Source organism: Williamsia sp. Y712 (assembly GCF_059445525.1).
Genome location: NZ_JCAIUN010000002.1, coordinates 579,394 through 593,541, shown reverse-complemented (window position 1 = coordinate 593,541; position 14,148 = coordinate 579,394). Strand labels below are relative to the sequence as shown.

The 14,148-nt window shown below is 65.1% G+C and carries 11 protein-coding genes; 7 read left to right on the top strand and 4 right to left on the bottom strand.

From position 1 onward, the window contains the following. Positions 1 to 5 precede the first annotated feature (5 nt). From AC1D75_RS17535 to AC1D75_RS17525, 3 genes are read left to right on the top strand one after another with little or no spacing between them, the layout of a single operon-like run. On the top strand, positions 6 to 1,709 hold the full coding sequence (locus AC1D75_RS17535) for an ABC transporter substrate-binding protein (protein ID WP_495516588.1): 1,704 nt from the start codon (positions 6 to 8) through the stop codon (positions 1,707 to 1,709). A 25-nt stretch (positions 1,710 to 1,734) separates the two neighbouring features. Beyond that, positions 1,735 to 2,295, top strand: coding sequence for an adenine phosphoribosyltransferase (locus tag AC1D75_RS17530; protein ID WP_495516587.1), 561 nt, complete (start codon positions 1,735 to 1,737; stop codon positions 2,293 to 2,295). 56 nt (positions 2,296 to 2,351) lie between these two features. After that, entirely contained in the window at positions 2,352 to 4,682 is a 2,331-nt protein-coding gene (locus AC1D75_RS17525) for a RelA/SpoT family protein (protein WP_495516586.1), read from the top strand. A gap of 108 nt (positions 4,683 to 4,790) precedes the next feature. On the opposite strand, the gene AC1D75_RS17520 is transcribed toward AC1D75_RS17525, so the two are convergent. Further along, a complete protein-coding gene (locus AC1D75_RS17520) occupies positions 4,791 to 5,699 on the bottom strand; it encodes a peptidylprolyl isomerase (protein WP_495516585.1) in 909 nt (302 codons plus the stop codon). 308 nt (positions 5,700 to 6,007) lie between these two features. Here AC1D75_RS17520 and AC1D75_RS17515 point away from each other — a divergent pair, with 308 nt between their 5' ends. From AC1D75_RS17515 to AC1D75_RS17505, 3 genes are read left to right on the top strand one after another with little or no spacing between them, the layout of a single operon-like run. After that, the gene (locus tag AC1D75_RS17515; RefSeq protein WP_495516584.1) at positions 6,008 to 6,724 is read left to right on the top strand and encodes an MBL fold metallo-hydrolase; all 717 of its coding nucleotides are present in this window, start codon (positions 6,008 to 6,010) and stop codon (positions 6,722 to 6,724) included. Then, positions 6,721 to 7,992 (top strand): histidine--tRNA ligase, encoded by a 1,272-nt coding sequence (hisS, locus tag AC1D75_RS17510; protein WP_495516583.1) that lies wholly within the window; start codon positions 6,721 to 6,723, stop codon positions 7,990 to 7,992. Before AC1D75_RS17515 ends, hisS begins: the two co-directional genes overlap by 4 nt. Positions 7,993 to 7,997: 5 nt before the next feature. Further along, positions 7,998 to 8,174 carry a hypothetical protein gene (locus AC1D75_RS17505; RefSeq protein WP_495516582.1) on the top strand — a complete coding sequence of 59 codons (177 nt, stop codon included), beginning with the start codon at positions 7,998 to 8,000 and terminating at the stop codon, positions 8,172 to 8,174. A gap of 90 nt (positions 8,175 to 8,264) precedes the next feature. On the opposite strand, the gene AC1D75_RS17500 is transcribed toward AC1D75_RS17505, so the two are convergent. After that, positions 8,265 to 9,896 carry a DUF885 domain-containing protein gene (locus tag AC1D75_RS17500; RefSeq protein WP_495516581.1) on the bottom strand — a complete coding sequence of 544 codons (1,632 nt, stop codon included), beginning with the start codon at positions 9,894 to 9,896 and terminating at the stop codon, positions 8,265 to 8,267. After that, the gene (gene ypfJ, locus AC1D75_RS17495; protein ID WP_495516580.1) at positions 9,893 to 10,756 is read right to left on the bottom strand and encodes a KPN_02809 family neutral zinc metallopeptidase; all 864 of its coding nucleotides are present in this window, start codon (positions 10,754 to 10,756) and stop codon (positions 9,893 to 9,895) included. The genes AC1D75_RS17500 and ypfJ overlap by 4 nt, the downstream gene beginning before the upstream one ends. Before the next feature lie 95 nt (positions 10,757 to 10,851). Here ypfJ and aspS point away from each other — a divergent pair, with 95 nt between their 5' ends. Further along, positions 10,852 to 12,675 (top strand): aspartate--tRNA ligase, encoded by a 1,824-nt coding sequence (aspS, locus tag AC1D75_RS17490; protein WP_495516579.1) that lies wholly within the window; start codon positions 10,852 to 10,854, stop codon positions 12,673 to 12,675. A gap of 154 nt (positions 12,676 to 12,829) precedes the next feature. On the opposite strand, the gene AC1D75_RS17485 is transcribed toward aspS, so the two are convergent. Then, a complete protein-coding gene (locus AC1D75_RS17485) occupies positions 12,830 to 14,116 on the bottom strand; it encodes an HNH endonuclease signature motif containing protein (RefSeq protein ID WP_495516578.1) in 1,287 nt (428 codons plus the stop codon). Positions 14,117 to 14,148: the final 32 nt, after the last annotated feature.

The window sequence follows — 14,148 nt, the reverse complement described above, 5'->3', positions numbered from 1 at the left end:
GGTTGATGAGAATCCGCGGGCTCCTGGCGACGGCAATCGCCGGGATGTGTGTAATGGGGTCGGTCAGCGCCTGCTCCGATGCGCCCGCGGAGACCGTCAACTACGTCATCGACGGCGCGGTGACCACCTATAACCCGAGTTCGCTGGTTGGGTCCACCGAGGGCTCTTTGATGGCGCTGTCGCGGGTCCTTCCTGGTTTCAGCTACCTGGGGCCTGACGGTGGCGCCCTCGCGGACACCGACATCGGCACCTCCGTTGTCACCGACAGCAATCGCGGGGGGCTGGTCGTCCGGTACCAGATCAACCCCAAGGCCGTGTACAGCGACGGGGTGCCGCTCACGTGTGACGCGATGATGTTGGCCTGGGCGGCGCACAGCGGTACGGTCGGCGGTTTCGACGTGGCCAGCACTGCCGGGTACCGCGACATCGAGGGCATCGATTGCCGACCCGGGGCGCGGACCGCGATGGTCACGTTCAAACACGGTCGCGCATACAAGGATTGGAAGGCGCTCTTCGGCGCAGGCACGCTGCTGCCGCCGCAGGTGATCACCCAGCAGATGGGCATATCGTCCGTTGTCGACGTCATCACCGGTTCCGACCCACAGGCCAGGGCCGAGCTCGCGCGGGTGTGGAACACGGCGTGGGAGTTGGTGCCCGGCGAGCGCTCGACTGACAGGTATCCGGCGCTGGGACCTCTACGTGTCGAGGAGTACACGCGCGAGGACGGGTTGGTCCTGGTGGCGAACACCCGATGGTGGGGTGATCCGCCTGCGGCACCACGGCTGACCGTCTGGCCACGGCAGACGGAGATGACCGAGAAGATCGCCACCGGGGATGCCGGTTCCATCGACGTTCTCGACATCGCGGCGGGGACATACGGAGTCGATCCCACGCCGCGCGAACACCGCGAAGCCGAACCGATCCCGCAGGGCGTGCGGGCGCCCGTCTCGTCGCTGGGTGTCGAACGTCTCGTTTTCTCCGGTGAAGGCGTCTTCGCCGATGCCGCCGTCCGCCGCGCATTTGCCGCCTGCATCCCACGAGACAGCATGGCCCGCGAGTTCGGCCGCGGAACATCGGTGGTGAACAACCACTTACTCGGTCCGGACGATCTGTTGTCCGACTCGGTGAACGCACAGTTCGGCGGCCAATACCTACAAGCAGATCCCGAACGGGCCCGCGCACAATTGGCTGCCGCGCGCGCCGGGATGCCGCCGCTGGTCGTCCGGATCGGTTATGTCGCACCCGACAGCCGGCGGGCCCAGATGGTCGCCGCCATCGCCGCGAGCTGTGGTCGTGCCGATGTGTCCGTCATCGATACGGCGGGTCCGGACATCGGTCCGGGAAGCCTCGGGCGCGACGTCGATGTGCTGATCACCGCATCTGGCAACGGATTCGCGGCCACCGGGGCCGCCGACCCGACCCGCGACAGCTACGCGTTCGTGCGCGGCGAACCGATCAACGTCGGGGGTTACGACAACAGTCGGGTCTCCGCCCTGATCGATCAGCTCGCGGTGACCGTTCCACCTGCCGGGCGGCTTCCGCTGCTGCGGGAGATCGAGACATTGCTCTGGCGCGACATGCCCGTTCTGCCTCTGTTTGCGGAGGCGCGTACTCGGCTCGCGGGGGACAAGGTGAACAATGTGGTGATGGGTATGGCCAGACCGGGTTCGGGCTGGAACATCGACCGTTGGCTGTTGACCGACAGCTGAACGAACAAGATTGAGGAAATACCAGATGGACAGCAAGACCCCGATCGGCCACGACGCTCTCGCGGCGATCGAGCGACTGACCCGCAGGGTGGCCGACTTCCCGTCTCCGGGAATCCAGTTCAAGGATCTGTCTCCGGTCCTGGCTGATCGGGATGGATTGCGTGCGGTGATCGCCGGGCTGGCCGCAGGCGCCGCCGACGGCGTCGACCTGGTGGCGGGAATCGATGCCCGCGGATTTTTGTTGGGATCAGGTGTTGCACTTCACCTCGGTACCGGCGTGCTGGCGATGCGCAAGGCAGGCAAACTGCCGCCGCCTGTGCTCACCGAGAGCTATTCACTCGAATACGGCTCGGCGAGCCTGGAGATCCCGGCCGATGGGCTGGATCTGACCGGGCGCCGCGTGCTCGTGATCGACGACGTCCTGGCCACCGGTGGAACGGTCATCGCAGCGGTGAAACTGCTGCAGCAGGCCGGTGCGATCCCGGTGTCGATCGCAGTGGTGATGGAACTCGAAGGACTCGGCGGCCGTGAGGCCGTCAACCTGGCCTGCACCGGGGTCGCGCTCTCGGCGCTGGCACCGGGCTGAGGCGACTGGGTTCGCGCCGAGGCGACTAGGCTGGATTCGACAAACGGAGGTGACAGATGGCTGACGAGGCTCCCAGGGCTACATCGGTGACCACCGGTGAGCAAGAGTCCGAAACGAAGAGCGGCGGTGCCGCGGTATCGACGTCTGCCTCACGGCGGGTGCGCGCCCGCCTGGCCCGACGGATGACCGCGACAAAGAGTTCCATCAGGCCCGTTCTGGAGCCCCTGGTCGCCCTCCATCGCGATGTATACCCCAAAGCCGACGTTCATGTGCTGCAGCGGGCCTACGACACCGCAGAGGCGCGTCACAGCGGTCAGTTCCGTAAATCCGGTGATCCGTACATCACCCACCCGCTCGCGGTGGCGACGATTCTCGCCGACCTCGGGATGGACACCACCACCTTGGTCGCGGCGTTGCTGCACGACACCGTCGAGGACACCGGCTATTCCCTCGAGGAGCTCTCCGACGACTTCGGCCAAGAGGTCGCGCATCTCGTCGATGGTGTGACCAAACTCGACAAGGTCGCACTGGGCAATGCCGCGGAGGCCGAGACCATCCGCAAGATGATCATCGCGATGGCCCGTGATCCGCGGGTACTGGTGATCAAGGTGGCCGACCGGCTGCACAACATGCGGACGATGCGCTTCCTGCCGCCCGAGAAGCAGGCCCGGAAAGCGCGCGAGACCCTCGAGGTCATCGCCCCGCTGGCACATCGCCTGGGTATGGCAACGGTCAAGTGGGAGCTCGAGGACCTGGCCTTTGCGATCCTGCACCCCAAGCGATACGAGGAGATCGTCCGGCTCGTCGCCGACCGGGCGCCGTCCCGCGACACGTATCTGGCGCGCGTGCGAGCCGACATCATCAAGTCGCTCGAGGGTTCGCGTATCACGGCAACGGTCGAGGGCAGGCCCAAGCACTACTGGTCGATCTATCAGAAGATGATCGTCAAGGGGCGCGAGTTCGACGACATCCACGACCTGGTCGGCATGCGCATCCTCTGTGACGACCTCCGTGACTGTTATGCCGCTGTGGGCGTTGTGCATTCGCTCTGGCAGCCGATGGCGGGCCGTTTCAAGGACTACATCGCCCAGCCCCGGTACGGCGTCTACCAGTCGCTGCACACCACGGTGATCGGTCCCGAGGGCAAGCCGCTGGAAGTCCAGATCCGGACCCGTGACATGCACCGGACCGCAGAGTTCGGCATCGCGGCGCACTGGCGGTACAAGGAGACCAAAGGCAAGCACGGCTCCGACTCCGCCGAGATCGACGACATGGCCTGGATGCGCCAGCTGCTCGATTGGCAAAGGGAGGCGGCCGATCCCGGCGAGTTCCTTGAATCGCTGCGGTACGACCTGGCGGTCAAGGAGATCTTCGTCTTCACCCCCAAGGGTGACGTGATCACCCTTCCGATGGGCTCGACGCCGGTCGACTTCGCGTATGCGGTGCACACCGAGGTCGGCCACCGCTGCATCGGCGCACGGGTCAACGGACGGCTTGTCGCGCTCGAACGCAAGCTCGAAAACGGTGAAGTGGTAGAGGTTTTCACCTCCAAGGCCGCAACGGCCGGTCCGTCGCGGGACTGGCAGACTTTTGTGGTCAGCCCACGGGCGACCGCCAAGATCCGGCAGTGGTTTGCCAAGGAGCGGCGCGAAGAGGCACTCGAGTCCGGCAAGGACGCGATCGTCAAAGAGGTTCGGCGCGGCGGGCTTCCGATCCAGCGCCTCCTCAACAGTGACTCGATGAGTGCGATCGCAAGCGAATTGCGCTTTGCCGATGTCTCGGCGCTGTACGCGGCCGTCGGTGAGGGCCATGTGTCGGCACGACATGTGGTCAGCCGGCTGGTTGCCCAGCTCGGTGGACTCGAAGACGCGCAAGAGGCACTGGCCGAGCGGTCGACGCCCTCGACCATGCCGTCGCCGGTCCGTCAGACCGGTGACGCCGGTGTGGTGGTTCCCGGCGCCGATGGTGTTCTGGCCAAGTTGGCCAAATGCTGCACCCCGGTCCCGGGTGACGAGATCATGGGCTTCGTCACCCGCGGTGGCGGTGTCAGCGTGCACCGCACCGATTGCACCAACGCGGGGTCGCTGCGCGAACAGGCCGAACGGATCATCGACGTCAAATGGGCGCCGTCACCGTCGTCGGTGTTCCTGGTCGCGATCCAGGTCGAGGCGCTCGACCGGTCGCGGCTGTTGTCGGACGTGACGCGGGTCCTCGCGGACGAACGGGTGAACATCCTGTCCGCCTCGGTGACCACCAGCCGCGATCGGGTGGCCATCAGCAAGTTCACGTTCGAGATGGGTGACCCCAAACATCTTGGGCACGTACTCAATGTCGTACGGAACGTCGAAGGTGTCTACGACGTCTACCGGGTGACCTCAGCCGCCTAGATCCTGGTGTCGCCCAGGCTTCTGCCGTACAGAATCAACCGAACAAAAAACCCGGCCGCTCCCAAATGGGGTGGCCGGGTTTTTTGTGGCTCAGTTGGTGACGGCGGCTCAGTTCGTGATCGTTGCGGTGAGGATCTCCACCGGCAGCACCGGCTTGCCGTCGGTGGCAGGACCTTCCGGAGTGGGTTCGACACCGGCCGCGATGACCTTGTCGAGTACTTCGAGTCCGGCCGGGTCGACGGTGCCGATGACCGAATAGCTCGGCGCGAGTTCGCTGTCCTCGATCACCATGAAGAACTGGCTGGCGCCGGTGTTCTCCTGACCACTGTTGGCGACCGCGATGGTGCCGCGCGGATAAATGACCGCCTGCGTGCCGGTCTGGGCGTTCATCTCGCCGACAGGGGTGAGGTCTGTGGGCGGTTCGTCCGGGCTCTGCCAACCGGGGCCGCCGGCTCCGGTGGCCGTCGGATCGCCGCACTGCAGCACCTTGATGCCTTCGGTGGTCAGTCGGTGGCAACTGGTGTCGTTGTAGTAGCCGGCCTCGATCATCGTCTCGAAGGCTCCGACGTTGCAGGGCGCGTCTTCACGATCGAGCGTCATGGGCAGTTCACCCTGGTTGGTGGTGAACAACGCGTCGACGACGCCGCTCTTGAGTTGCTTGTCACCGGGAATCGGGGTGGTCCGCTTATTGGCCATCCCCGCGGTGAGCTCGTCCTTGTACTTCAGGTATTCCGCCTGCTGCTCGGCCGGGACTTCCTCGATCGGCGGTAGCGACGCCAGCGGGTCGGCATCATTCGGGGTGAACGCGCAGGCCGTCCACCGTGCCTTCTCGTTGTCGTCGGACACCTTCTTGACGATGAGGGTCGTCGACACTGCGGCGACGATCACAACCAGGGCAACCGAGCTGCCGATGATGATCATCTTCCGTTTACGGGCGGCCTGCTGCTGCCGCTCCAACCGCTTCTCCAGCTTGCGTTTAGCCGCTTGCCGGCGTTGCTCGTTGTTGCTGCTCGACACTGCAGAGAACCTCCGTCAAAGTCGTACGTCTGACCGCGCCCCGGGTGCGGGACACCGATGCGAGTCTGCCAGCACTTGCTGAGAGCACGTTATATGGGCACTGCCCCGGCGCGCCGGGCGAGATGTGACCGGGAGACGCAGCGTAGCGGAGCTCGACCAGAATTTGGAGACGAAGGCTAGCGGAGCTCGACCAGAATTTGGAGACGCAGCCTAGCGGAGCCCGACCACAATGGATGGCCGTGGCACACAGGATTCAGTGGTGCTGGGATGATGGTGGAACACGTCCTTACGACCCAGGAGAACAGACCATGCTGATCACGGGTTTCCCCGCCGGTATGTTCGCCACCAATTGCTACGTGGTGGCGAGCGGACCCGACAGCGATGCGATCATCATCGACCCAGGTCAGGACGCGGCCCCCGGTGTCCGGGAGATACTTTCCGAACATCGGCTGAACCCGGTGGCGGTCCTGCTGACCCACGGTCACCTCGATCACACCTGGAATGCCGCAGAGCTCTGCGACGAGTTCACGATCCCGGCCTACATCCATCCCGCCGACCGGCCGATGCTGGCCGATCCGGGTGTCGGGATAGGGCGGGCGATGTCGCAGATCATCGGCGACACGGTGTTCCGTGAGCCGGAGAAAGTCATCGAACTGACCGACCGCGAACCGATCGACGTCGGTGGACTCACCTTCAGCGTTGACCTCGCGCCCGGCCACACCCAGGGTTCGGTGCTGTTTGGTATCGACGTCGTGGTGCCCGAAGGCACTGTGCCGGTGTGCTTTTCCGGTGATGTGCTGTTCGCCGGTTCGATCGGGCGGACCGACCTGCCCGGCGGTAATCATCAGCAGCTCCTCGATTCGATCGCCGACCGCCTGCTGCCACTGGATGACAACACCGTGGTCCTGCCGGGCCACGGCGAGCAGACCAACATCGGCCGCGAACGCGCCACCAATCCATTTCTCGCCGACCTGACCGCCTCGGGCTCGGCCGATCAACCCAAGAAGGGACGTCACGGGCTGTGAATGCCGGATTTCAGGCTCCACGAGGTGTACCGGACTATGTGCCACCGCAGTCGGCGCAGTTCGTGGCGGTACGCGACACCCTGACGCGTGCAGCGCGACTTGCCGGGTATTCACACATCGAACTCCCGATCTTCGAGGACACCGCGCTGTTCGCTCGCGGTGTCGGAGAGTCGACCGACGTCGTCTCCAAGGAGATGTACACGTTTGCCGACCGCGGCGACCGCTCGGTGACACTGCGCCCCGAGGGCACAGCCGGTGTGATGCGTGCGGTGATCCAGCACGGCCTCGATCGCGGGCAACTGCCGGTCAAACTGTCGTATGCCGGACCGTTCTTCCGGTATGAGAAGCCGCAGACCGGTCGTTACCGCCAGTTGCAACAGGTGGGTGTCGAGGCGATCGGTATCGATGATCCGGCACTCGACGCCGAGGTCATCGCCATCGCCGATGAGGGTTTCCGCCGTCTGGGCCTGACCGGTTTTCGCCTCGAGATCACCTCGCTCGGCGACGACACCTGTCGGCCGCAGTACCGGGAAGTGCTGCAGCAGTTCCTCTTCGGGCTCGACCTGGACGAAGAGACCCGTCGTCGCGCGGAGATCAATCCGCTGCGCGTACTCGACGACAAGCGTCCGCACATTCGTGAGGCCACGGCGTCGGCACCGCTGATGATCGACTATCTGTCGGACTCGGCGCGTGAGCACTACGACGCGGTGATCGGTCACCTCGACCGACTGGGAGTTCCGTACGAGAAGAACCCGCGACTGGTTCGTGGCCTCGACTACTACACCAAGACCACCTTCGAGTTCGTGCACGACGGACTCGGTGCGCAGTCCGGCATCGGTGGCGGTGGCCGTTACGACGGTCTGATGAAGCAGCTCGGTGGCAAGCAGGAGCTCTCGGGTATCGGTTACGGCCTGGGTGTCGACCGCACCGTGCTCGCGCTGGAGGCCGAGGGTATTGCCGCTGTCAGTGATGCGCGCTGCGAGGTGTTCGGCGTCCCGATGGGTGAAGCCGCCAAAGACGAGCTGGTCGCGATCACCGGGCGACTGCGGGCCGCGGGCATCCGCGCCGACATCGCCTACGGTGGCCGTGGTCTCAAGGGTGCGATGAAGGCGGCCGATCGCTCGGGAGCACGTTTTGCGCTGGTGCTCGGCGACAACGAACTCGCCGACGGCCAGATCGAACTCAAAGACCTGTCTAACGGTGAGCAACAGCGTGTCGCGCTCGATGCCGTGGTGGCGCACATCAATTCGGCACTGGCTGCGGGGTAGGGGCCGTGGGGGCGCGGCGTCGGTGGGCAGCAGTGGTGGTCGGGGTATTGATGGCGACCACTGTCGCCGCCTGCACCTTCACCGTCGACGGTGACCCGGCACCTGCTCCGCATACGGGCCGGACGTGGGGGAGTTCGGCGCATACGCCGGAGTTCCCCACAGCCGAGAACCCGCCCGGCTAGCCGGCGATTCGACAGCCGAGCCACTTGTACGAAGACGAGCCACAAATATGTGGCTCGTCTTCGTATATCCGGCTCGTTTGCAGGGGGAGGTCAGCTCAGTTCTGCCTGCAGCACATCGAGACTGACACCGCCCAGCGCCAGCGCCTTGCGATGGAAGTCCTTGAGGGATGCCGCCGGGTTGGTTCGGATGTAGTTGTCGCGGGCCTGTTGCCAGACCCGTTGTCCCAGCGCGTATGACGGGGCCTGGCCGGGCCAGCCGAGGTAACGGTTGAGCTCGAACCGCAGCACTGTCTTGTCCATCGCAACCGCGGAGCTCAGGAACTGCCAGGCCTTGTCGGCATCCCAGGTGCCACCGCCCACCGAGGCGGGTGCGGTCAGGCCGCAGTGCACGCCGATGTCGACGACCACACGGGCCGCGCGTAGTCGCTGCGAGTCGAGCATGCCCATCCGATCGCCCGGATCATCGAGCCAACCCAGTTCGCCCATCAGCCGCTCGGCGTACAGCGCCCACCCCTCGCCATGGCCGGAGGTGAACGACGCCAGCTTGCGCCAGCGGTTCAGCTCCGGGCTCACCATGGCCGATCCCAGTTGCAGGTGGTGGCCGGGGACACCTTCGTGGAAGACGGTGGTCGTTTCCTGCCACGTGTGGAAGACCTGCTGGTCCGGCGGCACCGACCACCACATGCGTCCCGGACGGCTCAGGTCTTCGCTGGGCATCGTGTAGTAGATGATCCCGGTCGCCGACGGGGCCAGCCGGCATTCCAGTGCGGTCAGTTGGGGCGGGATGTCGAAGTGCAGGCGGCCGACCTCGTCGGTCGCACGGTCGGACAGATCCTGCATCCAGGCGACAAACGCATCGCGATCGGTCATCTGGTAGCGGGGATCGTCGTTCAGTGCCGCCAGCGCACCGGTCACTCCGGCGCCGGGCGCGATCTGCTGGGCCAACGTCTCCTGTTCGGCCACAATCGATTCGAGCAAATCCAGGCCCCAGGCGTAGGCGTCGTCGACGTCGATGTCCGCGCCGACGAACTCGGCCGAGTGGAGCCGGTAGCGGTCGCGGCCGACGGCATCGGTGTCGATGGTCCGGGGCAGGACCTCGTCGCGCAGGACCGCTGCGAGCTCGGTCATCGCAGCTCCCACCTGGCCGCGCAGATCGTCGAGCAGATCGACCTGGTCGGTGGTTTCGATGGCGGTGGCGTTGCTGAAGATCGACCCGGTTGCGGCGTCGGCCTGCGTGGCGCACAGACTCACCTGCCTGCTCACCAACGGGGGACCGGTCTGCACGCGATGGCGCATCCCGGCGATGATCGATTCGACGCAGGACGGTATCTGCGACAACCTCGCGAGGAACAGGTCCTGCTCGGCTGCGGTCGTCGTCGACATCAGATCGAAGACGTCGCGGACACCCTGCAGCGGGGATTCGATGACATTGACCTCGCCGATCCGCAGGCCCGCTTCGTCGACCGCGAGTGCACGGCGTAACTGGTCGGACATCGTGGCAACCGTGACGCGGTCGACGTCGTCGGTAATGTTCGCGGCCGCGAGCGAATTCAGCGCGGCGCGGCGTTCGGAGACCCGATCGGCCTCACCTTCCGGAGAGAAGTCGGGTAGTTGATCGTCGAAGCCGGCCACCCCGAGGTGGGTCGCCTCGATGGGGTTGAGCGCACAGGAGCGTTCGAGGTGGTTGTCGGCGACCCGATCGATCGCGCTGGAGCGGGTCACAGGCTTGCCGCATCGAAAGTGTTGCAGGAGTTCGGGTCACCCGCACTGTAGCCCACGTTGAACCAGCGGACCCGCTGGTCTGATGAGCCGTGGGTCCAGCCTTCCGGGTTGGAGGCGTCACCTTGGATCGCGTCGTCGCCGATCGCCTTGGCGGTCTTGATGACGTCGTTGATCTGTTGCTGCGTCAGCGGTTCGAGCATCGCATCGGAGCCCTTGTCGGCGTGATACGCCCACACGCCGGCCAGGCAGTCGGCCTGAAGTTCGATCCGTACCGAACCCGAATTCGGTCCGGCCGCACCCATCCGCTGACCTTCCTGCAGGGCACCGGTCAGGTATTCGACGTGGTGGCCGTACTCGTGGGCGACGACGTATTCCTGGGCCAGTGGCCCGTCTCCGCCACCGAGCTGATCGCTCAGGACATCGAAGAACGACGGATCGAAGTACGCGGTCTGGTCGCCGGGGCAATAGAACGGGCCGACATCCGAGGTCGCCGGTCCGCAGGCGGTGTCGACGCTGCCCTCGAAGATCACTGTCTGCGGTGGTTCATAACCGGGCATGAGCTCCGACCACACCGCATCGAGGCTGTTGGTGGTGGCCACGATCCGGCATACCGTGTCGGTGTTCGCCTTTTCGATGGTGCAGCTCTTGATCTCCTCGTTGATGGCGGACTGGTCCTGCGACGAGTACGTCGAGGTCGATCCGTCACTGCCCAGGCCCAGAATGCCCGGATCGAATCCGAACAGCGCGGCCGCGATCACGATGATCAGGCCCGCTCCGCCGCCGATGGCGAACTTGCCGCGGCCTCCGCCGCCGCCCGAAACGTTGCCGGTATCCAAGGGGCCATTGCCTCGAAATGTCATGCGGTCAGCATTGCATGAGCAGTGCCGTCCTCGGCCGATCGAGACAGCCGTAGGATGTTGCACGATACAAAATCGTCAGCTTCGAGAGGACTATTGTGCTGCGCACCCAATTTGCCGGATCACTGCGAGCCGCGAACGCCGGGCAGACCGTGACGTTGACCGGCTGGGTGGCGCGCCGACGCGACCACGGCGGCGTGATCTTCATCGACCTGCGGGACAGCTCCGGCCTCGCACAGGTTGTGTTCCGGGACGAGGCTGTGGCCACGCCCGCTCACCGGCTGCGTGCCGAGTACTGCGTCCAGGTGACCGGCGTCGTCGAACAGCGGCCGGCCGGTAGCGAGAACCCCAACCTGAAATCCGGCGAGATCGAGATCAACGCCACCGAGCTGGTTGTTCTCAACGAGTCGGCACCGTTGCCGTTCCAGCTGGACGAGAACCCAGGCGAAGAGGCGCGGCTGAAGTACCGCTACCTCGACCTTCGTCGCGAAGGTCCCGGTTCGGCACTGCGATTGCGGTCGAAGGTCAACCAGGCCGCCCGTAGTGTGCTGCTGGAGCAGGACTTCGTCGAGATCGAGACCCCGACGCTGACCCGTTCGACCCCGGAGGGTGCGCGCGACTTCCTGGTCCCCGCACGCTTGCAGCCGGGTACTTTCTACGCACTGCCGCAGAGCCCGCAGCTGTTCAAGCAGCTGCTGATGGTGGCCGGTATGGAGCGTTACTTCCAGATCGCCCGCTGCTACCGCGACGAGGACTTCCGCGCCGACCGCCAGCCCGAGTTCACCCAGCTCGACATCGAGATGAGCTTCGTCGAGCAGGACGACATCATCGCCCTCGGCGAGCAGATCCTGGTCGCGCTGTGGAAGCTGATCGGCTACGACGTGCAGACCCCGATCCCGCGGATCACCTACGCCGATGCGATGCGCCGGTTCGGCAGTGACAAGCCCGATCTGCGCTTCGACATCGAGCTCGTCGAGTGCACCGACTATTTCAAGGACACCCCGTTCCGGGTGTTCCAGGCGCCGTACGTGGGTGCGGTCGTCATGCCCGGGGGTGCAAGCCAGCCCCGGCGTCAGCTCGATGCGTGGCAGGAATGGGCGAAGCAGCGCGGCGCCAAGGGACTGGCCTACGTGCTGGTGCAGGAAGACGGCACGCTCGGTGGGCCGGTTGCCAAGAACCTGTCGGAGGCCGAGCGTGACGGCCTCGTCGCCCATGTCGGTGCCAACCCCGGCGACTGTGTCTTCTTCGCGGCGGGTCCGGCCAAGGCTCAGCGTGCGTTGCTCGGTTCGGCCCGCGGCGAGATCGCCCAGAAGCTCGGACTGATCAAGGACGGCGACTGGGCCTTCACCTGGGTTGTCGACGCGCCGCTGTTCGAGCCTGCCGATGAAGCCACCGCGAGCGGTGACGTGGCCGTGGGTTCGGGTGCGTGGACCGCTGTGCACCACGCCTTCACCTCACCCAAGCCGGAATCGCTGGATGTGCTCGAGTCCGATCCGGGCGCCGCGTTGGCGTACGCCTACGACATCGTCTGCAACGGCAATGAAATCGGCGGCGGTTCGATCCGTATCCACAAGCGTGAGATCCAGGAACTCGTCTTCAAGATCATGGGTATCTCGCACGACGAAGCGCAGGAGAAGTTCGGCTTCCTGCTCGACGCGTTTGCTTACGGCGCGCCGCCGCACGGCGGAATCGCCTTCGGCTGGGATCGCATCACGGCACTGCTGGCCGGGCAGCCGTCGATCCGCGACGTGATCGCGTTCCCGAAGTCGGGCGGCGGCATCGACCCGCTGACCGACGCGCCTGCGCCGATCACCCCGCAGCAGCGCAAGGAGTCAGGCATCGACGCCAAGCCCGCGGCTCCGAAGCAGCAACAGGCTCCGGGTGCGGCTGCCGACAAGCAAGTGGCTGCCGAGAAGCAATAGCTCCCGCAAGAAACCTGGACTGACAGATCGCCGGCGGCCTCGAGCCGCCGGCGATCTGTCTTTTGTGCGGTTCACACTGTGTAGTTGTCAATGGTCGTACTGCGCAGAGGTTCTCTGTCAGCTGAGGGTCTTGCGGTTTCCGGGCTCGCCTTCTCTACGCGGCGGCGAGGTTCGAAGTCAGGGTGCGGCGGGCTTGGGACCGCATCGGCGTCTTGCCGGCATCATCCGGCGATACAAACCAGGGATGACCATCGCGACCAATGAACACTTCCCAGCCCCGGTGGTGGATGTAGCGGTGATGTCGTCGGCAGAGCAGCACCATGTTGGTCAGACTGGTCACGCCACCGTTGCGCCAGAAGTCGATGTGGTGGGCGTCGGTGTATCCGGCCGGGCACTGGCAGCCAGGGAACGCGCAGCCGCGGTCCCGGGCGATCAGGGCTTTGCGGATTGCCGGGGTGACAGTGCGCTGGTCCCGGCCGACATCCAAGGGCACCGAGTTACTGTCGACCAAGATTTTGGTGATCACTGAATCACACGCCACCATCTGCGCCGTCGATGCTGATGCCGGTCCGGTCCACTCGAATGCCGGTGCCAACGTCGGCGGCTTGACGCCGGCGAGCCCGCGCATCTGCAGCGGCTGTAGATACTCCGGTGAAACTGTCATCACCACATGCGGTTTGGCGCCGCCACTGGTGGGTCGGTCTTCCTGACCGAGGTAGGAATCCAGCAGTCGCTCCAGGGCGTCGGCGCGGATCTGGGGTTTGCTGCGCGAATCGGGTGATCCATCAGGCTCGGGTACCGGCCTGGATAGTGGCGCCAACGCCGCGGTGAGTTTCTCGCCGACGAGGTTGTCCAGATCAAACACCCCGTGGGTGCGGCCGTCATCGCCGGTCCCGAATGAGACCTCATTCAACTCATGGTTTTCCGCATCCGGGATTTCTTTGTCCGGCGGCGACAACACCACAGCCATATGTCGTGCCCGCACCGACACCGCCCCCGGTGTGGCCACCAACGCTTCGGTCATCAACCCGCGGACACAATCATCGCGATCACCACCGGAGAGATCCGGGTTGCGCCGATCAATGTGGTTGAGACCCTTGATGATCGCATCGACATGCTCACCGGACAACGTTCCGTCCACCCCGTAGGCCGCCACCGACGGAATGTCGCCGAGCGCCTTACCCACCCGCACATATCGATGGGCCACCGCCGGAGCCATCCCCGCCTCTTGCAGCAGTCTCGCGGTGGATCGTTCGCCGGACTTCTGCGCGACCCCACGCTTGTCGAGTTCACCGACAAGCCGGAAAAGTATCTGTTCCACAACATGATTGAGTCGAAGTACCGCCACCGTGCGCGATGAAACTTCAGCATCATCACCGGTGACCAAAGCCGCATCCCCTGCCAGATCTGAAAGTCTGGCGAACATCCCCCCGAAGTTCATGATTCGAGACTACGCCCGTCGAGCTGTTCGCA